The sequence below is a fragment of the Bartonella sp. CL266QHHD genome (assembly GCF_042195355.1).
GTDB lineage: Bacteria > Pseudomonadota > Alphaproteobacteria > Rhizobiales > Rhizobiaceae > Bartonella.
Window position 1 is genome coordinate 60,477 of record NZ_JBHIOD010000055.1, and the last position, 23,981, is coordinate 84,457.

Here is a 23,981-nt window from a genome sequence, read left to right on the forward strand (position 1 = left end):
ACTGGGTTGCTGATAATGCCGTGTTGTAAAATCTAGTCGTGTTTATGAAAATACAAGGGGCTATGGCAATACTGCCATTGGGGGCTATGTCTATGGCAATACCCTTATATGTGATAAAACCTATGTGTATTTTGGTGCTCATGTTTATGACAATGCTCATCTTTTTTATAACGGTTGAGTTTATCATTATGCGTGGGTTTATGGGAATGAAAAATTATCCGGTAGTGTACGTATTTATAGCAATGCCGCGGTTTATGATCATGCGGTTGTTTAGGCAAGGTTTAGGGCAATGCTAGTGTGGGGTGTCATACTAAGGTCTACGGCTCTGTTTATGGCAATGTCAAGATCTCCTGATTATATCGTGATTAGAGGTAATGTATATGGCAATGCAAGACTTGTTGTGATGATAGTATCTCCATAATGTCTGCCTATCATTTACTAACTTTTTAGTAAGTGGTGCTTTAAAATTGACTTGTCTTTAAATCCTTTTATGTGCCCTTAATGAATTAAAACCTATCTTATGATAGTTTCAAATGATTATTTTTTTAAGGTTTAGCTCAAAAAAAGAGTAAACCCCATACCATTCTTTAAACGTATGCAATTTATGTTTATCGATAATTTCAAACGATTACGTTTTTAACAATACGATTTGTGTGTGATAAAAACGTATCATAAAATTTATGAACTGTTATGAATGATAGCTGCTTTTCACTTCATTTGAATGTTTACATGCGTTATAACATTTGCATCATGATTTGCTTTTTGTGGTCTATTCATACATGGTAATTGTTTATAAAAAATGGTCAATTAAATCACGTATAAAAGTGTAGATTTTAAATGGGATTTATATAAAATAATTGCACAAAACCTATTGACTTTATTGTGTTTTTTTATGAATAAGATTCCATCTCGTTTAGACGTCGCAAAAGAAATCACCAAAGACCTTATTGATAAGATTCTTCTCTTACACGGCGTTATCACTTTTGTTTGCAAAAATCTGCTTCGCTTTTGACTTTTGATATGGATACAACCTCTTTTGAGGTAGAGCAAAGAATTTTTTCATCATGGAGAGTACAAAAGTGTTCTTCAAAAATCTTGATTGGTCTGTTGAAAAAATTAAAGAGGTAGATAATTATTCAGCACGTTACAAACTACCAGATTGTGAAGTACAAATTCTTTATAATGACGCAATTATCAAAGGTTATCCGCAATTTGATTTTGGAGTTTCGATTACGACTGGTATTTTAGCTGCTGCCTGCGTGGTAATTGATCCCTATCAATTCTCAGCACTTACAAGATCTACAGCTTGATTTTGATAAAAAGGGGTGGAGAGTTTGTGAAGAAGAAATATAATGCAGATTGGTTGGAATTAAGCTTGATTATGTCTTGAAATAGGCGATAGAAAAAATTGATCTTCATAAATGCTTTTATTCCAGATATGGAGCACCACCTTGGCGATAGAGTGAAGTTGGAGGCACATAAAGGTTATCAAGGTATATGATGCAGATTATAGCTTACTTCATATTGGTGCACTGTCTTTATTGGGTGATGTTGCAACCTTACAATCTTATTATCAAAGTTTCAGTGCAGAGGATCATTTAGGCTTTGATGAAAATACCCAACAGATTCATCTGAACGTGCATTGGCTTTAGTCAAAGAAGTGGTGAAATCTAAGCAGCTCAGCTACGCTTTAATTAAAAAGTAGCAAAAATATGAGCTATCTAGAAGAAAAACAAAGTTCTTAATAAGGGCCTTTCCAGAGAGGTTGAGTCTCATTCTTGGAAGGAAAAAAATAGCTAAATTTATCGAAACAAAAGATAAGGAATAGCTCCTTAAGAAATATCAAGAAGATCTAAAAAGATTATAGGAGCCAGAGTCTGGTTTAAAGATGCCATCATCAGTTGAGTGAACTCAACAATGGTGGAGTTTTATCCATTGGCGGAAATCTGATGTTTGAAAGAGGCTTTCTTGATATAAAGGTAATATTGTAATAAATAATTATTATAAATCAATATGTTGTATATATTCATTGTTTTGAGATTAATGACCATTGACAAATAATTTTGCACCATTTTCTCTCTTCCAGCTTTTCGTCAATCATCAATGAAAATTTTTTATAATGGAAAGTTCATTGATATATAACTTTTGTATGTCATTATTTTACGCTTAAAAAAATATAAAAATAATGAAATGCAATTGAGTTATCAACTGCTTATTCTTTTCAATTTTTAATCATAAAAAAATCTTTTTATTTATTTTGCTGATAAAAAGAATTAGTTTTTTTCTGGTGATACAAGTGGAGAAATAAGGATTTTAGATATGTTTCGGCGTTCCATTTCAATCACTTTAAAGTGTAAACCATCAGTTTCAAAGCTTTCTCCCTCATTTGGTAAATGACCAAACTGCCAAAGCATAAAGCCTGCCAGAGTCGTATAACGATCTGCTTCATCCACAAGGTTACGCCCAAGATAACCACTTAAACGGCGGATATCAGCATATCCCTCAACAAGAAGACTGCCATTTTCAAGTTGTTCTGCGATCATGAGTTCTTCATCGTCATCAGGAAAGTCTCCTGCAATAGCTTCAAGAATATCGGTTGGTGTTGCAATTCCTTCAAAAGATCCATGCTCATCAACAATAATTGCAAGCTGAATCGAAGAATGACGTAATTGCTCCATCAATCGTAAAACACTTGTGTTTTCATGAACAACGAGGGGTTCTCGCATAGCTTTTTTCCAATTAATCTTTTTCCCCTCAGCCAAATTCAAAAGAAGATCTTTTGTCAACGCAACGCCAACAAATTCATCCACTTTTTCACGCGCAAGAATTAAGCGGCTATGTTTAACCTTTTGTAATTCTTCACGCATTTCATTTTCATCAGCATTTAAATCTAACCATTCAATTTCATTACGCGGCGACATGATAGAGCGAACAGGGCGATCAGCTAAATCGAGAACACCACGAATCATCTCCTTTTCTTCTGGTCTAAACAACTCAGATGCTGCGGCCTGTTCAGCAATAACATCTACAGTCTCAGCAAGGTGACTATCTTTGCTTCCTCCTCCTAAGAGCCTCAAAACAGCATCAGCTGTTCTACTGCGTAGATCATTCGTTTTAATCATTTTTTCACGGTTACGACGTCCAATTTGATTAAAAACTTCGATGAGAACAGAAAAACCAATAGCAGCATACAAATACCCTTTTGGAATATGAAAACCAAACCCTTCAACAATGAGAGTAAAACCAATCATCATCAAAAAACCAAGACAAAGGATTACAATAGTGGGATGACGATTAATAAAACGCATAAGAGCACCAGATCCGCACATCATTACTCCCATAGCAGCTATGACTGCGATATACATAACTGCTGCCTGCTCTTTTGCAATCATACCTGTTGCGGTAATAATACTGTCTAGTGAAAAAACGGCATCCAGCACCACGACTTGGACGATTACTTGCCAAAAAACAGCATAACCAAGGCCTGTTTTTCTTTCATGTGATACCCCTTCTAACCTTTCATGTAATTCTAGCGTTCCCTTTGCTAGCAAAAAGGCTCCACCACCGATTAAAATAAAGCTATGCCAACTAAATACAAAAGATGAAAGTGAAAGAATGACCCTATCGAGTCTCATAACCCATCCAATAACTGTAAGAAGGAAAAGCCGCATAATTAATGCTAAAGTAAGACCTATAAAGCGTGCGCGGTCACGCAAATGCAGTGGCAATTTTTCAGCTAAAATTGCAATAAAGATAAGGTTATCTATTCCTAAAACAATTTCGAGAAAAACCAGCGTGATCAAACCAAACCACGCATGGGGATCAGTGATCCATTCCATCATTCCTTACCTTTTATAAGCTTAAAAGCGCGCGATTGACAAAAAAAATTCATAGGCTTTTATTCGTATATTGGATCATGAACATTGTATGTAAGAAAACTTATATTCAAAGAAAAAAACAACACAATATTGCTTGAATGCATGTGATTGCTGATAAAACAAAATGATGCCCCATCCCGCTTACAACCACAAGAAGGTCCCTCTAAATTTTGCTCGGGCATTATGCTCGATAATCCTCTAACTATAGGTTCTGTGTAACAATCAGAACATTTATTTATAAAGCTTCTTATAATGGGTTTATTTTTATATAAGATCAAGTGGTGAATATCATATTTTTAACCTTACAGACAATGAGTTTATATAACAAACAACAAAATATCTGGACATCCATCCTTAGGAGCGTTATAGAAACGCTCATTCTCGTCTTTTGAGAAGCTTATGGGTGATTAGCTCAGTCGGTAGAGCAGCTGACTCTTAATCAGCGGGTCGTGGGTTCGATCCCCTCATCACCCACCATTCTATTTTATACCGTAAATAACTCATTGATTGCGTAAATTTTTTTTAAGATACGAGTTTCTAAATAAAATTGGGCAGTAGGATTTCCCCATATCTGTTTGTTTAAAAGTGAAGATTGTTGATATAGCTTAGTCATCGGTTTTTGTACTTTTTAGGGGACACAAAAAACTTCCAAAGGACATTTAAAGATCTTTTAATGCGTATTGTTTCTTTTTTTAAAGTCGCAATTGGTAAGGAGAAGCTTCTTACCGACAATTATCTTATTTAAAGGGGTATAAAAATCAACAGTTTTCACTTCTTTTAATATAAATTGATTAAATTTTTTTTGGATTTTTAGCATATTGTTTAAAGACAGAAGAAACTTTGCACTTTAGTTGTATTAGCAGCGTGGATATTTTTTGATAACTCTCCCGCTTAAACAAAAAACTTCTGTAATAATCATCAGTATTCCAAGAGGGTAAATCAAGATAAAATAAAGTATTTAGCGGACATAACAGGAATAAAATTAGATCAGTTTAATTGTTTAAAACTAGTACCTGTTAAACGAAAGACAATAGGCTTTAATGAGGCTTCAAGTTTAAAAATATTAAACTATGAAGTTATGCTATGCTGTCTTTCCGTTAGCTTAACCTCTAAAAATATAAATATTAAGAAAGCCGCTCAGAATCATTATAATATATTGATTTATAATGATTAATTATTCTTTTTTTAAACTTTACTATCATAAACTTCTTTTGTTTCAATCCCTCTTATAATGAATCAATTAAAATTATTATTTTTGCATTATAAATGGGATTAACGTGCGGATAAAGACTATTGAAGAAAAGCATAAAAATGATTCTTATTAACGTTCTTAGGCGCCAAAAATTATCACAACATTGGGAAAATAGTATAATGGTGCAGGCTTACTCTTTTATTAAGTATAAAGATGATGTTGCAACAATGACTTTATTATTATACCATTCACGGGTATTGTTGTGTAATGGGGAAGAGCACTGAGAGAGTTTTCTTAAAAAAAATATGTAAATTGGTAACACGATGGTGTCCTGTTCTTATATAGGCACACAAAAAGAAGTAATTGATAACCTTTTATTTATTCAGGTGGTGTTTTGGGGGCTCTTTTCCAATATTGTTGCGCTTCAAAAATGGCGACCACAAATAATGAAATGATGAGCGGTATAATCAAATAAAACATTCTAAAGACAATAAGTGCTGCAATAACATCGGTTGGATTTATATTGGGCATGCCTGTGATGAAGAGAGCTTCAAGAACTCCTACTCCTCCTGCTGGAGCATTAGAGAGAAGAGTTATCGTAAAAGATGCTAGGAAAACACCAAGAACAGAGATAAAATGAATATCTGCGTTGTGTGGGAGAACAGCATATATAATTCCTGCTGCTCCTAAAAGTTCTAGAGGGCTAATGAGAAGCTGTTGAATAACAATTTTCAGCCGTGGATAGGAAAGTTGAATTTTCTTACCCAAGCGTAAGGGTTTTAACTGAAGCCAGCTGCCAAACGTATAAAGTGCTATACAGCTGAGTAAAATTGCTCCAGCTGCTGTTCCTAGCCATTCAGGAAGTTCTTTATGAATGAGGGTGATAATTTCGGGTTGCAGCACCAAAACGATTCCCAAAAGTAAGATTGTACCGATTACAAAAGTAAAAGAGCAAAAACCTACTAATATTGCGATTTCTGTTCCGTTTAACCCTTTCATTTTATAGGCGCGATAGCGTACAACGGCACCAGAAAAAACTGAAGCACCGATATTGTGTGAAAGAGCATAGGTTGTAAATGAACATATAGCGATAAAAATCCAAGAAATTTTATGGCCTAGATGTTGCAAGGCAATTCGATCATATCCAGCAAGAGCAGCATAAGCTAGGAGAGAACATAAACAGGCTAATAACCAGTGCTGTGCATTTAAATTGCTCAAGCGCTCCAATACATCCCCAAATGAAATGGCAGAGAGCTTCATGTAAAGAATTCGAATAGATACCAGCATTGCTAAGATACCAATCAATGGCCATATAAATTGCTTTATTTTCACGATTCTGTATCCATTTTATGTTTTCTGTAAATTTTCATGATTGAGCATATTCCTTACAGATCTTCGTTCTGTTATATACTCTATAATGCCATTGGCAATTTCTTCATCATCTGTTACTACAACATCAGCACCTAAATCAATGAGATATGTTGTTTCTGTGTCGGATAATGCATGTGTGATTATTTGGACATCTTTCTTCATATCACGGATATTCACGATACATTCTCCTACTTCAATGGTACTTCGCATTGTAATAACAACTTTATGTGCATTATTTATATTTGCTGCGTTCATTATTTCTTGTTGAATGATATTGCCGCAAATAGCCTCAAAGCCATCTGCAATCGCTTTATCAGAGAGGCGTTTTGATTCTTCTACGATCACTATAGGTTCACCTCTATTTATTAAAGATAATGCAACACACTTACCGATACGACCATAGCCAATAATTACGATATGGTTATTTTTTAAGGTCATCGGTAAAAAATCTTGGTCAGGATCTTGTGGATCAATATCAATAATTGTTTGGGTATTTTGTGAAGATGCAGAATTTTTTTCTAAACGTTTTTTAATTTTATTACAGGCAATGAAAACAAGAGGATTAAGCAAAATAGAAAAAATTGCTCCTCCAAGAATTAAATCATGAGCGTCATTGTTTAAAAGTCCTAAGCTTAAACTTAAACCAGCGAGGATAAAGGAAAATTCTCCGATTTGGGCAAGGCTTGCAGAAATAGTCAAAGCTGTTGCATTAGAATAGCGAAAAGCCTTAACGATGAAAAAGGCAACAGCAGATTTTCCGATTACGATAATGAATAAGGTTGCTAAGAGAGGGAAAAAATGAGTTAAGAGTTTCTCGGGGTCAAATAACATGCCTACAGAAACAAAAAAGAGAACAGAAAAAGCATCGCGCAGTGGTAAAGATTCTTCCGCGGCACGGTGGCTTAATTCTGATTCGCTCATGACCATACCAGCAAAAAAAGCACCAAGAGAAAGGGAAACACCAAATAAATGAGCAGCTCCGAAAGCTACTCCTAATGCAATAGCAAAGACGCTAAGACGAAATAATTCACGTGATCCCGATTGTGCGCTCATTTTTAAAAGCCATGGGATAACGCGTCGCCCAATGACGAGCATAAGTGCAATAAATACAATTACTTTCAGGATGGTGAGACCAAAAATACCCCAAATACTTAAATCCAACCATTGAACAAGAGGATCCAACGCTTCTTTTTTGGTATTGCTGAGAGCACTTGCCAAGGAAGGGATGAGGACAAGTATAAGGACCATTGCTAAATCCTCAATAATCAACCATCCAACGGCAATGCGTCCTTTTTCTGTTTCAATAAGATGACGCTCTTGCAAAGCACGTAGCAGGATAACAGTACTTGCTATGGATAAAGCAAGACCGAAGATCAAACTACCACTGAAGCCCCATCCCATAATCAGACCAAGGCACAAACCTAGAAAAGTAGAAAATGCCATTTGTGCAATAGCAGCAGGGACAGCAATAGCTTTGACAGATAAAAGGTCTTTTAATGAAAAGTGGAGCCCAACACCAAACATCAGCAAAATAATACCAATTTCAGCAAGTTGATTAATGATGACGGAATCTATTTTAAATCCGCCTGTATTGGGTCCCACAATAACACCAGCTAATAAATAGCCTACAAGTGGTGAAATACGTAAACGGCTCGCAATCATTCCCAAGAGAAATGCTAAACATAAGCCTGCAACAATAGTTGTGATAAGTGGTGTGTCGTGGAGCATGGATTATTTACTATTCTTGATCAAAAAGCGAATGAATGAAAACGACTATATTTCTATGAGAAGAGAGGCGAGATGTACCATACGCATTAAAGGGCATTTTTATTTCACTTTGATATTTGCACGATTATTTCGCTCACGCCACCAATTTCCTAGCAGGAGTAAAATAGGAGCAGCAATAAAGATAGAGGATGATGTTGCAATAATAATCCCAAAGACCATGGGTAATGCAAAATTATGAACAGCACTTCCACCCCATATCGCCATGGGGAGCATCGCAAGAATTGTTGTAGCTGATGTAAAAAAACAACGTACAAGAACCTGATTAATTGACAGATCAATCAGCTCGCGCAACGGCATTTTTTTATAAAGACGCATATTTTCGCGCATCCTATCATAGACGACAACTTTATCATTTATAGAATATCCAACAATTGTTAAGAGCGCAGCGATAGCCGTTAAATTAAAATCAAATTGAAATAAAGCAAAAAAGCCAATCATTTTTGTGGTGTCTAGAATGAGAGTGATAATTGCTCCAACGGCAAAGAACCACTCGAAGCGTAACCATATATAGAGAGACATGGCAATAGCCGCAAGAATAACAGCAGTAAAAGCAGCTGTGGCAAGCTCGCCTGAAATTTTGGGACCCACAACTTCTATTTGATCGAATGTGGTATCGGGATAGATATTTTGTACAGCTGTTTTAACCTTATCAATGGCGATGGTTTGTTGTGCTTCGCTACCGCTTTGTTTCTGCATGCGAATTAATACGGTGTTTTCGTTATCAATATTTTGCAAGGAAACTTCACCAACATTAAGAGTAGAAAGCTTGGAACGCAGAGTTGCTAGATCTGCTGGTGCTTTCGTGGTAATACTCATTTGGCTTCCGCCAATGAAATCAATACCAAAATTCAATCCAGGCTTAAAAAAGAGAAAAACTGAAGCCATTGATAAAACAATTGAGACGCCAATACCAATGAAGCGTGCTTTCATAAAGTGGAAAGTTGTGTTTTGTGGCATGATGTTGAAAGCAGAGTGAATATGCAACTTTTTAATTTTCCATTTACGAACGATCCAAATCATGATGATGCGTACAATGGTGATATTTGTAAACATGGAGATGATAATACCAAGCAACATTGTTACGGCAAAACCACGAACGGGACCGGTGCCGAACCAAAATAGTAAGACAGTCGCTATAATTGCCGTAACATTTGCATCAACAATGGTTGCAAAAGCGTGTTTAAATCCACGATCTAGGGCTGCAAAAGCACCCACACCTTTTCGACTTTCTTCACGGATACGTTCATTGATAAGGATATTAGCATCAACAGCAATACCGATGCCTAAAATAATACCAGCAATACCAGGCAGCGTAAGCGTAGCTCCCAAAAGACTCAGTGCAGCAAATGTTAAAATCGTGTGCAGAGCTAGTGCTATATTGGCAATTAATCCCCAAATACGGTAGAGAAGAAAAATAAAAATTGCAACAAGAATAAAGCCAATTATGCCGGTGTAAAGTCCCATTTGGATGGCATCAGCACCAAGATTTGGGCCTACGGTTCTCTCTTCAATGACCGTGAGTGGTGCGGGGAGGGAACCAGCACGAAGCAGAGCAGCCAGAGTTGAGGCTTCTTTGGGGTCAAAGTTTCCTGTAATTTGACCTTGTCCATTGGGAATGACACTATTGATGGTCGGAGCGGTTAAAACCTTATTATCCAGAACAATGGCAAAAGGACGGTTAATATTTTGTCGTGTTATATCGGCAAATATTTTTGCGCCAGCGGAATCTAGAGTAAATGAAATAATGGAACGTCCTGGTATTTGGGGGTCAAAACCTGCACGGGCATCTTTCAGGACATTTCCATCTAAAGCAATTTGATCATAAATTGCATAATGTTGTGTTGCATCAGTGTATCCAGGGAGAATAGAAACACCTATAGGGGGATTATTGGGATCCACATTAGAAGGAACAAGATGAAAACTCATCTTAGCGGTTGTTCCTAAAAGATCACGCAGTTGTTTTGGATCTTGTAGGCCAGGCAATTGGACCATAATACGATCATTTCCAACCTTTTGGATGGCTGGTTCTGAAACACCAACTTGATCTATACGACGACGGATGATTTCTAAGCTTTGTTCAATAGCATTGCTTACACGGTCTTTTATACCAGCTTCCGTTAATGTGACGCGGAGAGTTTCATTTTGAGCACTGATCGTGATGTTATGTTCTGTTGTGCCAAAGCTACTGTGTATGGGGGTTATTAATGTTTTCAAAGCAGAGAGTGCTTTTTCAGTTTGCGATGGGTCAGAAATAAGGGCAATAACGCTATCTTCAACGATACGCACACTTGAGGTGCGGATTTGTTTTTCACGCAATACATTGCGCACATTGCTTAAAACTATATGTAACTGATCGCGTTTTAACGTTTTGCTATCAACCTCGAGCAGGAGAGAAGAGCCTCCTTGAAGGTCAAGACCAAGTGCTACGCGGGTGTCGGGTAAGAATTTCGAGTTTTTAACTTGTTCTTGTGAAAATAAATTGGGTAAGGCAACATAAATGCTGCTTAAAAGAATAAAACAATAAAGGGTAGTTAACCAACCAGGTGTACGCATGATATATTCCGCTAATAGGCAATCTAACAGTTATTCAAAGTTAAAAGCACAAGTAAAATAAGATGATCGTTTTTATAATTCAAGGAAGAGAATTAAGTATGTTCATTGGGAGGAGCGCGTTTATTTGAGAAATATTGCGTTTTAACGTTACGAAATCGTGTGTCAACAGCTGGAATCTTTATTAAAAAGAAATCCAATGTTAGGATTCTTTGAACGGTTCTCATAAAAATAGATTCTGCATGGGGTGTTACAAGTTTTTTGTTTTCAGTTGTGGTAGCATTCAACTGATCACACTTATTTTGTAAATCAAATCTATTCGTTTTAATGATATTATTGGTGTGTGATTGTTTGATTAAGTAAGCACGCGTTCCTAAGGTACTCGTCAAGAATACACCTAAACTGGATAGAAAAATCCAGGTTGTCAAAGGAAGAAAATCTTCTTTTTTGCAATAAAGGTGCAAAAAAAACATGCTAGAGTGCCTTCGTTAATCTTATTGAGTTCATATTATTTATTATTCTTTTATCTTATTATCAGTATTATAGGATAAGGGAAAGCTTTTATAAGATTATTCTATAAAAGTTGAAAATAGCTGCTTTATACCATATTTAAAAGAGAGGAATAAAATCCTTTTTGTGCTTGTAAGGTAGATATGTATTCATTTTGTAGAAAAAACATCCACATACTTTTCCTTCTTTTGGGGATTATCTTTGTATTTAATTCTGGTGCATGGGGGAATCGGGGGGCACAAAGTACAATTGTCGAACAAACGATAGCTTCTTATTCAGTTGATGAAATTATTCAACAACAACTGTTGATTATTGAGACTCTTGAAGAAAATACTGAAACTTTAAAAAGAGATTTTGACAGAAAGCCAGAAGATGAGCGTGCTTTAGAAGAATTGCGGTTACGTGCACAAGATATCAGTGAACGTGCTATTGAGGCAGCATTTGTTTTGCGTCCTCCTCTTAATGAGATTAATACACTTCTTGATCAATTAACGGAGCTCCATCGTGACGTGAAAAAACTGAAAAGCTCAGTGAAGGAATATTCTTACTTGATAGAGCAAAAAGCTAAAATTAACAGTATCGTGCTTCGTTTTGAAGCAATTTTCTTAGCAGCAAATAGAATAGCTGAACTTTCTATTTCTCAATCTCGGGAGCTTTTTAAACGCACGCTTACGTATAGGCTTGAGTTTTCGATTCCGATGGTTAAAAATCTCGCCCAAAAAACAAAAGAGGCTTCATCAGATTTTCTTTTGTTGTTAGATTCTTGGTGGAATTTTATATTTTATTTCAAGTTTTTACAACTATTTCTTTGCTTTTTAATTCCACTTTTTATTACTTTGGGTCTTTCGTATTTTTCTCAAAAAGTTCTTGTTCATGTGTATTGCCACTTTACGAAGTATAATGAGGAAATATCTTATTTACAACGCTTATTGATTGCCTTTATTTCAGTTCTCTTACCTTCACTTGTATGTATTCTTTGCGTTTATCTTGTGTTATTTTTGTTTCGTAGTTTTAACTTAGATCTAGGTAAGCTTACAACAGTTTTTGATATGATAGGTTGTCAAATTATTTTAGTATTTTTAATCAATCGCTTAGCGATTGTTCTTTTATCATCGAATATGCCCCATGTGCGTCTTCTCAGTATTGCACCATCATCTGCTTATCAATTAGTGATTTTACTCACTTCTTTAGGGGGTGTTTTGGCATTTGACGCTGTTCTTGATAGTATTTATGAAATCATTTCAGCGCCTCTATCTTTGACAATTGCTAAAAGTTTTATTGCTGTTTTTCTTGTAGCAATATTGCTGTTTATAATATCATTTGTACCTTTGCGGTTTAGACGTAGGCGTTTTCAAGGAGAAAAAAAAGAGCCATACTTTTGTCCATTTTACATACGCATTCCTCTTATTGGCTTGGGATTACTGCTCTTTGTGTTGAATTTTTTAGGTTATGTTGGTCTTGCGCGTTTTATTATGCAGCAAATTATGATTGATGGAGCATTTTTAGTTCTCATGTATTTAGGAATACAAAGCGCTCAAGCACTTGGAACTAAAGACCAATTTATGAAAACAACGGTTGGTCACCTTTTGATGCAGAGGTTTCATTTAGAAGAAAAAACGATGAATCAATTGGGAGTTTTTGTGAGCGTTTTTCTCAATTTATTTGTTGTTATATTTTGTGCAATACCAATTGCTGTACAGTTTGGATTTTCCTATTCTGATTTAAAAGCAGTTTTGTGGCAATCGGTGACCGGTTTTCAGATTGGAAATATTACTCTTTCTTTGATTTCTCTTGTAACAGGAATGATTTCTTTTTGTGTTTGCTGGTTTCTTATTCGCCGATTTATTGGTTGGTTAGATAGTGTGGTGTTGGTTCATGGAGAGTTCGATTCTGGTATACGTAATTCTATCAAAACAGTGATAAGTTATGGAGGCATTGTTGTATCTGCTTTGACGGGATTATCAATGGCAGGTTTGGATCTTAGAAATTTCGCTCTTATTGCTGGAGGACTTTCACTGGGTATAGGTTTTGGTTTACAGAATATTGTCCAAAACTTTGTCTCTGGACTTATTATTTTAGTTGGAAGACCATTTAAAATAGGAGACTATATAGAATCTGGATCAGTAGCTGGTATTGTTAAGCGTATTAGTGTGCGTGCAACGGAACTTGAGACTATTCAGCGTAAGACGATTATTATTCCCAATTCAAGCCTTATTAATAATAATGTTAGTAATTGGACACGACGCAATAAAGTAGGACGAATTGATATACCAGTTATTGTATCATCTAAGGTTACTCCAGAGCATGTTGTTGAAATTTTGTTAGAGATTGCTTCTTCGACAGAAGGCGTTTTAAAAAATCCTATCCCACAGGTGAGTTTTACGGCATTTGATCGTAAGAGTTTTTCCTTTAATTTAGCTATTTATGTGCCTAATATTACTTCACCTTCTCATATAACCAACGCTCTTCGATTTAGCCTATATAAGCGTTTTGCTGAGGAAGGAATCTTAGAATGCTGAAATATACTTATGTTTTGATTACAGTTATTCTGTTAAGTATTTTTACCATAACAGCTTTTGCTGCAACAGTGAAGAATACTGATTTAAAGATACAATCTCTCATTGTTGTTGAAGGAAGTATACCTTCAAAAATTTCTTTAAATACTCATCAAACAATTACAATTTGTATGAAGGGATGTTTTATAACTTTTCCTAATAAAGACCGTTTTGCAATAAAGGCAGATGATAATATAGAAATCAATAGGGGAAGAGCAATTTTTAAATAAAATAATTGAGAATTTTTGTTTGGGGACAAGATTTAGAAGGATAATGATATTGTGCGTAATTAATAATCTCATCCTTTAGAAAATGGTAGAAAAAAGGTATGATTTTAGTATAAAATAGGTGTGATTTTTTATACTATGTAGAATCTACAGTTATGCATTTTTGATGTAAGATTATTGAGGTATTTATAATATTTTTAATGAATATCAATTTTCTAAAAATTATTACATCATTTTTAGAATTTTTTCTCATAAAAAATGCATAAAATGTACTATTTTGTGATTTTTTTTGCAGTATTATTGGTACAAAATGTTTTATATTTTCTCCTTTTAAAAATATAATAGGTTTTTTTATTAAATATTTATTATTTGAAGTATTGATTATTATAATATTTTAAAATTTATTTGATAATATTAAATTTTGATGTAATGATATATTAGTATAGTGATAGATTTAAATGTAACTATAAAGGAGTACATGCGATTTTGCGGCATAAGATTTTATAAAACTTTGTTTTTCTAAATGTGATTTTTGATTATATTTAAATTTAGCAATGGGGTATAATTTTATGAATACAAAATTTATAACAGCATCTGTTTTTTCGTTAATTTCACCTTCTATAGTACAGGCTGCAGATGTGGTGGCTCACGAAGAGCCAGTACATGTTGCCTCAGAAGTTGTTGCTTCTTCACCTTTTTCTTGGGCAGGTTTTTATTTTGGGGGGCAAGTTGGGGGCTTTTCAAGTAAAATTTCTGCAATAACGCCTCATGTTGATATTCCTCTCCATCCTGATGAGGAGAGTAAAAGTAAACCATGGATCCCCATCGAGAAACAGTATCTGCCCGATCTTTCTGGGTTTATAGGTGGTTTTTATGCGGGTGTTAATTTTGATCTCGGTAATAATTTTATTATGGGGATTGATACGGATATCGTTTTAACGGAAAAAAAGGATACAAAAACAAAATTTCAGGCTGATGAATCGAGTGCTGGTGGGACTGATACTGATGGAACGGACACTGAAGGATCGGGTACTAAAGAATCGGGTAGTGATACTGATGCAAGTACAGAAAAAAAAAGTCGAAAAAGGGCAAAACTTGTCAGGAGACAGGGTAGAGGCTTTTCTCGCTCTGCTGCAGAGGCTAAAGAAGAGAAAGACAGTTTAACTTTTAATCATACGTTAAAACAAAAATGGACAGGTGCTACACGGGTGCGTGTTGGGTTTTCTGCAGGGCATGTGATGCCTTATATTGCTGGTGGTGTTGCTTATGGACAGTTTCAAGATATTTTGTCGACAGTAATTACGGGAAGTGAGCCATTTAATAGGACATCGGATGTAACAAAAACGATGATTGGCTATACTCTCGGTGGTGGTGTTGATTTTGCAATGACAGACCATTTTGTTGTGCGTGCGGAATATCGTTACTCAGATTTTGGTAAAAAGAAATTTAAAGACGAGATTGAAGTTAAGTATAAGACGAATGATTTTCGCGCAGGAATAGCTTACAAATTCTAGTTTTGTAGGATAAAGGAGCTTAAATTTAAGAGGTCCTATTTCTTTGATAGGGCCTTTATTTTTTAATTTTATGCATTGCAAATACTATTTTATGGTGAAAAAAGGGAGCTTTGACTTTGAGTGAGAATGAGGAGGTAAGGAAGAGTTACTCAGATTCTTAATTGTTAAGAATGAAAAATTTTTAGTTCACGAGGTGTGGTTGAAATATTTGTTAGCAAAGAAGGATTAATTCGTCTTTCATATTATTACAGTTATCATTTTATAATATCGTTATAGAGTTGCAAACAGTAAATTTAAAGAGAGTTTTTACTATCTAAGTAATGAGAAAATAAAGAAAATTCACATGGAGCGATGCGGGCGGCGTGCACGTTTGTGCACCAATTTTTTCTTCCCTTAGAACTCTCTACAATATCATCTGATAGCGCGGTTTATCTTTGTTCTATTTAATAACTAATTGTTTTTATTTATTTATTAAATTGCCTTTTATATATAATCTTTGTACCAGATGAAAGTGCTCTAAGTGCGATTCAAAGGATGGTTTTTAAAAGGTGGTTCGAAGAACAAGAACACGTGATAGACTGTCTGTCTTATCTGTATCTATCTAAAGGCAAATATGCTGACAAAGCTGGTTTATGGCTTATCAAAACTACACCAGATCAAGGATGATAGTTTTTTAGATTTTACCTCAATAAAAGACGACGAGAAATGGGATTAGGTTCTTGTAGCAATATACCTTTAAAAGAAGTATGGTTCAAAACTTCAGCTTGTTGTGATCTTTTTGATCAAGGAATTGACCCAATTCGCCGAAAACAAAAAGAAAATTTGCGTCAGGCAGGGGAGGTATTTCTTTACGAGAAATTGCTTCCAGTGCGTTTTAAGCAAAAAAACGAATTGAAAAATGAAGGAAAAGCAGCAAGGTGGCTAATACCTCTTGAGTAACATGTTTTTCCTAAATTTGATGATACGCCAATTACTGAACTGACGCAAATTGATATAAAAGGATGCATTTCTCCCATTTGGAAGACAAAAAACGAAACAGCAAGTAAAACTCTATCCCACTTGAATATAGCTATAAAACATGCGGCGGCACTTGGTATAGATGTGGATATGCAATTAAAAGCAAAAGCTTTATTAGAAAAGTTTATTCAAAATACCAAAAATATCCAGCAATGCCATGGAAAAAAATGCCTAAGTTTTTTCAATCTTAAAATGATGAGCTTGTATCAAATCTAGCCTTAACACTTCTTATTTTGACGGGGGGAGGGCGTTCTATTCCAATCAGGCATATTCGGTCAGAAGAGATTTATAGATCAATATGGATTATCCCAAAAGAAAATATGAAGAGAATTGTTGGAAAGGTTTCTGACTTTCATGTGCCGCTTACAGCTGAAGCGCTTGCTGTTATTGAAAAAGCAAAAAAATGTTTTTTTATTTGCTGAGAGTTCTGGAAAGCCTATATCTGATGTAGCACTTTCTAACTTCATGAAAGACAAAGGTTTTGATTATAGACTTCATGGTTTCAGATCGATTCTGCGGGACTGGATAGCAGAGACAACGTCAACACCATTTGAAATTGCAGAATCTGTTCTTGCGTATTCAGTTGAGAAGTCAGTGACAAAGGCTACATGCTGACGGATTTTTTAGAACAGCGCCGTGTCCTCTTAGAACAATGGGCGTCTTTTATATCAGGAGAGGCTTGATAATATGTCTATTATCGAGTCAGGTGTCTAAGAAACACTTAAGCGATTAGCGGATAGATTACGATATAATCTCTCATTCCTTGTTTTAAAAGCGGGGAAGGGTAAATCTTTCAGTTTTTGGTTAGTCACTGTTTTAAATGTGCACAGACATTGTCTATCACATCCATAAGACGAGCAAAATCAAGGATAAGCAAAAAGAGGATGAATACAATCCATTTTGTATAACGCGACATCACTTTTACACTTTTGTAGTTCATGATGATTTCTTGAAGGATTTCTTTTTCTGCTTCTGTAAGTTCTGTATCGTCTTGTGTTTTTTTTCTAGCCATGTTTCCACCCACACACGCGTTCACCTAGATTATTGTGCTTTAAGATCTCTCTTGCTAAGTTTAAACTGAAGGCGTTCAGATCTTGCTGGCTTAAATAAATTGGCAACCAGCCAACACAAGAAGAAGCATATTTATTTGTCGCGCAACCAGTCAGAGAGAGCAGTACGCACATCAGCATCACTTTTTTGATTAACTTCACTTTCCACCTCCAGACGTGTTGTGGCTGCTTTTAAAGCTTTTTCTGTTTGCTTTTGTTGCTCTGCTTTTTTCCCAAGAGTAAAAGCTCTTGCCAAGGCAATAAAAAAAGCGGCTAAAGCCGCACCTGTTAGCATCAGATTTCTTTTCATCCATAAGATCATAGACGATGCTCCTGAAAGCGTTTAGCAACAAAGAAAATACCAGCACATGCGGCTAAAATCATAATGGTGGCCAAAGCCCATTGGATTGGTCCATTTCCTGCTAATAAGCCTCCAAGCCCAGAAAAAGAACCAATAATCGGTGCAAGGGCTTCGGCTTTGAAAACCCCCGTTGATGCTTGCGTTTCTACTGTTTGATAATTGGAGGAAACAAAAGCCCCTTTCGCCCATAAGCCTGTTTCTGCCGCACGCCGGTGAGCGAGACCTTCAAGACGCTTCCCGCCTGCTTTGGTCCATTTCTGTAGCTCGGCAGGGACAGCTTCATATTCACCTTGATTGAGCTTTTTTAACAGTGTCGAGTTACAAAAGGCTCCTGTTCCTACATTATAGCAAAAGGACACTAACGCCGCGAATTGTTCATCCGTTAATGAAACTGTAACCGCGCGTTCAACAGCATTATCAAATTGTCTTAAGTCTTGGCAAAGAAGTTCTTCTGCTTGCTTTTCAGTGATTGTCATGCTTTTGTGAACAAAAGGTTTTCCAGCACTGTTTGTATGTCCATAACCTATTGTCCACACCCCAATGGCATTTTTATAGGCGTTCAAACGCAAACCTTCCCATTGTTTAATAAGTGCTAGTCCTTCTGATGATATTTTTTGCATGTGATTCTCCATAAAAAAAGCTCCGCAAAAAGCAGAGCTGGATTAAAAAATTGACATCTTTCTCATTCGGAAAGATAGCTTGTTAAAATCTATGTAGCATATAAACACAGATGTTTGTTGTCAAAAAAACACTATATTTTATAAAGTGGTTAGATTCATTAAAAGACAAACAAGCGCAAAAGAAGGTTGCTGCACGTATTTTTCGCCTTGAATATGGTCTTTTAGGTGATATGAAATATTTTCGTGAAATTGGAGAATTAAAACTAAATCACGAACCAGGCTATCGTGTTTATTTTTTCAAATAAAGATAAAGAGATTATCTTATTACTGAATGTTGGTGATAAATCTATACAACAAAAGGATATCGAAAAAGCTCTTCAATTAGTAAAGAAAATAAAACATGGAAATTACTAAATTTGATGCAAGTGAATATTTTAATACACCTAAAGATTTTAAGATTTTATTAGAGGATGCCTTCATAGGAGTAAAAAATTTCACAGATATGTCTTATAAACAAGCCAAAATCACTTTGTTTTCTTTGAAAAAAAAGCAATGCTCGCAAATGAATCAAGCACAATAAGAGCAACAAACGGCGGTGTGAGATGGACAAAGAACAGCAGAATGTTTTCAAGCAAGGTTAGGGAAAGTCACCGCATCTAATGTCTACAACGTACTCAGTAAGACAGCAAAAGGTTTGCCTACAAGCAAATATGAAGACTACAAAACGAAACTCATGACAGAACGCTTAATAGAGGAAATAAGTCAATCTTATACAACACCTGCTATGCAATGGGGCATTGAACATGAAGAGAATGCCTTAAGAGAATATGAATTCATTTATGACGCAGAAGTCACAAGATGCGGGTTTATCCCCCACCCAAAAATGGAAATGGCGGGGGCTAGTCCTGATGGGTTGATTGGAGAGGACGGTTTAATCGAAGTCAAATGTCCACAATCAACAACCCATCTTCGTTTTTTTATTTATGACGAAATCAAGCCTGAATATATCGCACAAATGCAATTCCAAATGGCATGCACTGGACGCAAATGGTGTGATTTCATGAGCTATAATCCAAACTTTGTAGGCAAATCTACTGGTTTGAGAATGAAAATAAAACGCATTCATCCGTGATGAGAAACACATTGAAGAGATCAATAAAGCGGTCGAAATCTTTTTAGGGGAAATAGAACAAGAGATGCAAAAGATTTTGACAAAAGCCGCTTAAACCTAATGGGGGTGCTCTCTCCTTCTCCTCTTTCCTAAGCACCCCCACCCATTTAATTAATATAAAAAAGAGAAAGGTAATGAGATGATATTTGATGATGGAGATAGATGGGAATTTTAAAATAATATAAGATAAAGTTCTTATATTATTTTAAGAATATAATTATTATGTAACGACACGTGAGTGTGTACAGCTTTTTAGTGTATCCACAACAACGATTCGCAATTGGGTGCTTCAAGGGGGTGTTTCCCGGAGCCATATAAGCTAGGGAGAGCAGTGAGGTGGAGAAAAGAAAGAGATCTTAACCTTCACTCCAAAGAAAAATAAGGAGCAAATAAGAACAAATTAGATAAAATTATATAAACTGTAGAAGGTGGTCTAAAAATGGCTATTTAAAGAAAAAATCTATATATTTCAATATTTTAAATACAAAATGGTGCCCAAAAGAGGACTCGAACCTCCACGCCTTACGGCACAGGTACCTGAAACCTGCGCGTCTACCAATTCCGCCATCTGGGCTCATAAAATTCATCTAAGCGCATGACGCAATTCTGTCAATAAAATTATAGACTTTATTTCTTCAGCTTAAAACGATTGAATTGAATTTTTGGGGAGATCATGATTTTAGAAGTTTAAGGTGTGAGGACTTTCTTTGATAAAATTGTTGAATCCGGATTAAATGTGTAAATAATAGGAATACCGGTCGCTAATTCTTGAGATATAATTTCCTCACCGGAGAGACCTTCAAGCGCCATAATAAGAGCACGAAGAGAATTTCCATGCGCTGCGATTAAAACAGTTTGGGAGCGCAAAATATGAGGCTGGATATGGTAAAGATAATAAGGCCAGATGCGCGCACCGGTGTCGCGTAGGCTTTCTCCATTCGGGGGTGCAATTGTATAGGAGCGGCGCCACATTTGCACTCGCTCTTGCCCCCATTGTTGGCGTACTTCATCTTTATTTAAACCAGAAAGATCACCATAATTACGTTCATTTAATGCGGGATTTTTTATCACTTCTAAATCTGATTGTCCCATTTGCTCTAAAATGTGCTGAGCGGTTTTTTGAGCACGCTGTAAGGCTGATGTATAAGCGATATCAAACTTCAAACCATATTCTTTCAGTTTTTTTCCTGCTGCTATCGCTTCGGCATGACCTTTTTCTGTTAAATCAGGATCTTTCCAACCGGTAAAAAGGTTTTTGAGATTCCATTCACTTTGTCCATGACGAATTAGTGTAAGTATGCGTCCCATTATGAATTGCCTCTATTCTATTGATTGTTTAAAGTTCATTGTTCAATCCCAAAACATCGAACATTGAATAAAGACCGCTTTCATGATTTTGTGCCCATAAAGCTGCTTTTAATGCGCCATTGGCAAAGATAGAGCGTTCTTGCGCTGTATGTGAAAGAACAATGCGCTCATTGGAGCCGGCAAAAATGACACTGTGTTCTCCAACAACTGTCCCACCACGTGAACAGGAAAAGCCAATGGTGCCTTTTTTGCGTTTACCTATATGACCATTGCGTTCGTTGACACGCACATTTTTAAGCATAACATTGCGCCCTTCAGCTGCTGCTTGGCCAAGAAGAAGGGCTGTTCCAGAAGGGGCGTCAACTTTGTTAGCGTGATGCATTTCATAAACTTCGATATCAAAATCATCGGCTTCTAATGCTTTAGCGGCTTTCTTTACAAGGTTGGCTAAAAGATTTATTCCAAGGCTCATATTTCCGGATTTGACAATTGTTGTATATTTCGCAAAATCTGCAATTTTTTCTTCTTCTGTTTTGCTAAATCCTGTGGTGCCAATAATATGGACAAGGCTTTTTTGAGCAGCGTAGTTAGCATAAAGAATACTGGCTTCTGGTTGTGAAAAATCTAAAATACCTTCTGTATTAGAAAAGGCATTTTCGGGATCGTCAGTGATACCAATCCCAAGAGAATCTGAACCAATTAAGGCACTGGCATCTTTTCCTACAAACGGTGAGCCTTTGCGTACAAGAACAGCACAAAGTTCTACATCTCTCCTCTGCTGGATTGTTGTAATGAGTTCACGTCCCATTCTTCCATTTGCACCAACAACTGTAAGGCGCATTTTTATCTCCTTATAATACTTTACTGTGCAGTATAGGCAAATTCTTGCCTTCTTTCCAATGGTTCTTTTTCTTTATAGAAAAATTTTTTTCCTGCTTTAATTTATCTTGTTGTGCTGTAGAATACTGTTGTTTAGAGCAAGTGATATAAGATCTGCAAATTTAAATAGAGATGTTTTTCGTTAGAGTGTGTGATGAATATTCCTAAGTAAGGTTTGCTTATGTCACCTAAAGGAGATTGTGTATTACTTTACGCTTTTGTTTCTTTCGTTCTTTAAGGGGGGAGCGTTCTTCATGCAAAACAAGATCTCCCAAACAAAATACACCTATGTTGTCAATTCATGCGCTTTTCTTAAAGAAATATTTATCAATTCTTCTAAACTTATTTTATGATAGTGCTCGTGAGTGGTATCACGAGAGAGTATCCATGAATAATATAACATCTATTCTGCACCACTATCTTTATGCTTCATAAATAGAGAAAATTAGCATTATCACGTTTTGTTAGCCTTTAATGTTTTAATAATTCTTGGCACTTAGGCATTTTCATTCTTTTCTTTAATATTCTTTCATTTACCAATTCTATTTGTGACGCATAAGAAAGCGATTTTGATTGTTTTAAATGTGATGAAGGTAATGAGAAAAAGGTATTTGGAATTGATGATTAAAGTAAAAAAACGATTATTTATCATTGTATATAAATATGTTATCCATAAATACAATCACGTAAAAAGGGGGTAAAACAAGGGGCTAACAAGAAGTTGGATTGTTTACACACGAGAGTTGGTCGGATTCTTCATCTTTTAGGGAAGTCAGTTTAAAAAATTGTTATGTTGTAAAAACGCATGATGAGGATTTTTTTATTATAGAGCAAATAGTATATATGTTATGCAATGCGTTTTTTCATATATTGGGGAGACTTGAGGATAACATGCGTTAAGTATTGTTATTTTATTTGCCTAGCTTCTAATGATGCTACAGCTCTTGTATTTAAAGAGAGTCGTTAAAATGCTTTCTTAAATATTTTTTATTCCTGTGCTAATCTTTTTTTGTGACACGATAAGAAAGTATTTTTTTTGATTCAATTATAATGGGTCTTATTCCCTGTTGAATACGATTATAAATCATTATATCGTTTATACGCATGCATAAAAATTCATAAACCTATAAATATCCTTTAGATAAAATATCACTTTTATTTTTGTTTGTGAGAGAAGGCTAGAAATCAAGATCTGCATAGTGAGCACTTGCAACAATTCCGCGGACGCGATCTGTTAAAAGAGAACGAAAAGAAGGGCGTGATTTTATTCTCATATACCAGTCTTTGGCAGCAGGAGATTGTTCCCAGTCAATTTCCCCTAGAAAGTCAAGTACAGAAATAGAAGCTGCTGCTGCTAGATCTGCATAGGACAAGGCAGAACCGACTAAGCTATCGCGAGAGGCACAGAGCCAATTGAGATAGTTCATATGTGGTAAAATATTGGCACGTGCATTGCGTAAAATTTGTGAATTAGGAGCACCACCGCCAATGGCAAGTGGCATTTCACGTTTATGGATTCGTTCTCGTACGATATGGAGCGTTGCTTCATTTTCGAATTTATTTAAGAACCAGTCATTGAGACGGCGTACTTCCGCACGATCTAACGGATTTTCCGGAAAGAGCTTATTTTCTTGTCGTAAACTTCCATGTGTTTCGTCTAAATATTCGCAGATAACAAGAGGACCTGATAATGGAACCTCGTGTTCATCGAGAAAAACAGGAACATGACCAGCGGGATTGAGGGCTAGAAATTCGTGTCTTCTTGCCCATTCATATTCTTCAATCAGTTGAGTGGTTACACCATATTCCCCAAGAATGAGGCGTATGAAGCGCGAGGCAGCGGATAGGGGAGAGTGAAAAAGTGTCAGCATAATTTACACTATCAAATAGAGTTGAAGAGAATTCTTTCAAGTAATCATTTTTATAAAGATGCTTGACTAGAAGTACAAGATCATTAGCAGCTGCTAGTAATTATAATTAATAAATTGTTA

The 23,981-nt window shown here is 35.8% G+C and carries 20 protein-coding genes, 2 tRNA genes and 2 pseudogenes; 12 read left to right on the plus strand and 12 right to left on the minus strand.

The features are described 5' to 3' along the window. Positions 1-1,064 precede the first annotated feature (1,064 nt). Complete coding sequence (locus ACFIK7_RS07375) at positions 1,065-1,310, plus strand: hypothetical protein (RefSeq protein ID WP_375631223.1); 246 nt, start codon at positions 1,065-1,067, stop codon at positions 1,308-1,310. A 231-nt stretch (positions 1,311-1,541) separates the two neighbouring features. Continuing rightward, a complete protein-coding gene (locus ACFIK7_RS07380; RefSeq protein WP_404977256.1) occupies positions 1,542-1,652 on the plus strand; it encodes a hypothetical protein in 111 nt (36 codons plus the stop codon). 621 nt (positions 1,653-2,273) lie between these two features. Here the strand turns inward: ACFIK7_RS07380 and ACFIK7_RS07385 are convergent. Beyond that, positions 2,274-3,842: a TerC family protein gene (locus tag ACFIK7_RS07385; protein ID WP_273790694.1), complete on the minus strand. Its 1,569-nt coding sequence runs from the start codon at positions 3,840-3,842 to the stop codon at positions 2,274-2,276. 437 nt (positions 3,843-4,279) lie between these two features. Between ACFIK7_RS07385 and ACFIK7_RS07390 the strand changes: the two genes are divergently transcribed. After that, positions 4,280-4,355, plus strand: a tRNA-Lys gene (locus ACFIK7_RS07390). 1,093 nt (positions 4,356-5,448) lie between these two features. On the opposite strand, the gene ACFIK7_RS07395 is transcribed toward ACFIK7_RS07390, so the two are convergent. From ACFIK7_RS07395 to ACFIK7_RS07410, 4 genes are all read right to left on the minus strand, one after another. Further along, positions 5,449-6,402, minus strand: a complete 954-nt coding sequence (locus ACFIK7_RS07395; RefSeq protein ID WP_273790695.1) for a YbhN family protein — start codon at positions 6,400-6,402, stop codon at positions 5,449-5,451. Positions 6,403-6,417: 15 nt separating this feature from the next. Further along, positions 6,418-8,169, minus strand: a complete 1,752-nt coding sequence (ybaL, locus tag ACFIK7_RS07400) for a YbaL family putative K(+) efflux transporter (RefSeq protein WP_375663176.1) — start codon at positions 8,167-8,169, stop codon at positions 6,418-6,420. Positions 8,170-8,268: 99 nt separating this feature from the next. Next, entirely contained in the window at positions 8,269-10,782 is a 2,514-nt protein-coding gene (secD, locus tag ACFIK7_RS07405) for a protein translocase subunit SecD (protein ID WP_375631221.1), read from the minus strand. Between the two features lie 92 nt (positions 10,783-10,874). Continuing rightward, positions 10,875-11,252, minus strand: a complete 378-nt coding sequence (locus tag ACFIK7_RS07410) for a hypothetical protein (RefSeq protein ID WP_375631220.1) — start codon at positions 11,250-11,252, stop codon at positions 10,875-10,877. Positions 11,253-11,432: 180 nt separating this feature from the next. Between ACFIK7_RS07410 and ACFIK7_RS07415 the strand changes: the two genes are divergently transcribed. The 5 genes from ACFIK7_RS07415 (at position 11,433) to ACFIK7_RS07435 (ending at position 17,217) form a co-directional block, all read left to right on the plus strand. Beyond that, a complete protein-coding gene (locus ACFIK7_RS07415; RefSeq protein ID WP_375663177.1) occupies positions 11,433-13,808 on the plus strand; it encodes a mechanosensitive ion channel domain-containing protein in 2,376 nt (791 codons plus the stop codon). Continuing rightward, positions 13,802-14,074 carry a hypothetical protein gene (locus ACFIK7_RS07420; RefSeq protein WP_273790700.1) on the plus strand — a complete coding sequence of 91 codons (273 nt, stop codon included), beginning with the start codon at positions 13,802-13,804 and terminating at the stop codon, positions 14,072-14,074. The genes ACFIK7_RS07415 and ACFIK7_RS07420 overlap by 7 nt, the downstream gene beginning before the upstream one ends. 566 nt (positions 14,075-14,640) lie before the next feature. Continuing rightward, a complete protein-coding gene (locus ACFIK7_RS07425) occupies positions 14,641-15,585 on the plus strand; it encodes an outer membrane protein (RefSeq protein ID WP_375663178.1) in 945 nt (314 codons plus the stop codon). A 705-nt stretch (positions 15,586-16,290) separates the two neighbouring features. Next, positions 16,291-16,524, plus strand: coding sequence for a hypothetical protein (locus tag ACFIK7_RS07430; RefSeq protein ID WP_375663179.1), 234 nt, complete (start codon positions 16,291-16,293; stop codon positions 16,522-16,524). 432 nt (positions 16,525-16,956) lie between these two features. Beyond that, entirely contained in the window at positions 16,957-17,217 is a 261-nt protein-coding gene (locus tag ACFIK7_RS07435; protein ID WP_375663180.1) for a hypothetical protein, read from the plus strand. Between the two features lie 193 nt (positions 17,218-17,410). Here the strand turns inward: ACFIK7_RS07435 and ACFIK7_RS07440 are convergent, their stop codons facing one another. From ACFIK7_RS07440 to ACFIK7_RS07450, 3 genes are all read right to left on the minus strand, one after another. Further along, a complete protein-coding gene (locus tag ACFIK7_RS07440; RefSeq protein ID WP_375663181.1) occupies positions 17,411-17,614 on the minus strand; it encodes a hypothetical protein in 204 nt (67 codons plus the stop codon). 131 nt (positions 17,615-17,745) lie between these two features. Then, the gene (locus ACFIK7_RS07445) at positions 17,746-17,973 is read right to left on the minus strand and encodes a hypothetical protein (protein ID WP_375663182.1); all 228 of its coding nucleotides are present in this window, start codon (positions 17,971-17,973) and stop codon (positions 17,746-17,748) included. Continuing rightward, positions 17,970-18,632 carry a lysozyme gene (locus ACFIK7_RS07450; protein ID WP_375631216.1) on the minus strand — a complete coding sequence of 221 codons (663 nt, stop codon included), beginning with the start codon at positions 18,630-18,632 and terminating at the stop codon, positions 17,970-17,972. The genes ACFIK7_RS07445 and ACFIK7_RS07450 overlap by 4 nt, the downstream gene beginning before the upstream one ends. 110 nt (positions 18,633-18,742) lie before the next feature. On the opposite strand from ACFIK7_RS07450, the gene ACFIK7_RS07455 reads away from it, so the two are divergent. The 4 genes and pseudogenes from ACFIK7_RS07455 to ACFIK7_RS07470 form a co-directional block, all read left to right on the plus strand. After that, a complete protein-coding gene (locus ACFIK7_RS07455; protein ID WP_375631215.1) occupies positions 18,743-18,937 on the plus strand; it encodes a hypothetical protein in 195 nt (64 codons plus the stop codon). Between the two features lie 95 nt (positions 18,938-19,032). Next, on the plus strand, positions 19,033-19,212 hold the full coding sequence (locus ACFIK7_RS07460) for a hypothetical protein (protein WP_375663183.1): 180 nt from the start codon (positions 19,033-19,035) through the stop codon (positions 19,210-19,212). A gap of 27 nt (positions 19,213-19,239) precedes the next feature. Next, positions 19,240-19,858, plus strand: a pseudogene (locus tag ACFIK7_RS07465) (lambda exonuclease family protein); the annotation flags it as partial. A gap of 166 nt (positions 19,859-20,024) precedes the next feature. Next, positions 20,025-20,207, plus strand: a pseudogene (locus ACFIK7_RS07470) (helix-turn-helix transcriptional regulator); the annotation flags it as partial. 85 nt (positions 20,208-20,292) lie between these two features. Here ACFIK7_RS07470 and ACFIK7_RS07475 read toward each other — a convergent pair. The 4 genes from ACFIK7_RS07475 to ACFIK7_RS07490 form a co-directional block, all read right to left on the minus strand. Next, positions 20,293-20,377 (minus strand) — tRNA-Leu (locus ACFIK7_RS07475). A 113-nt stretch (positions 20,378-20,490) separates the two neighbouring features. Continuing rightward, positions 20,491-21,111, minus strand: a complete 621-nt coding sequence (locus ACFIK7_RS07480) for a 2,3-bisphosphoglycerate-dependent phosphoglycerate mutase (RefSeq protein ID WP_375637836.1) — start codon at positions 21,109-21,111, stop codon at positions 20,491-20,493. Between the two features lie 28 nt (positions 21,112-21,139). Then, a complete protein-coding gene (gene dapB, locus ACFIK7_RS07485) occupies positions 21,140-21,952 on the minus strand; it encodes a 4-hydroxy-tetrahydrodipicolinate reductase (RefSeq protein WP_375663184.1) in 813 nt (270 codons plus the stop codon). 1,216 nt (positions 21,953-23,168) lie between these two features. Then, positions 23,169-23,861, minus strand: coding sequence for a glutathione S-transferase family protein (locus ACFIK7_RS07490; RefSeq protein ID WP_375663185.1), 693 nt, complete (start codon positions 23,859-23,861; stop codon positions 23,169-23,171). Positions 23,862-23,981: the final 120 nt, after the last annotated feature.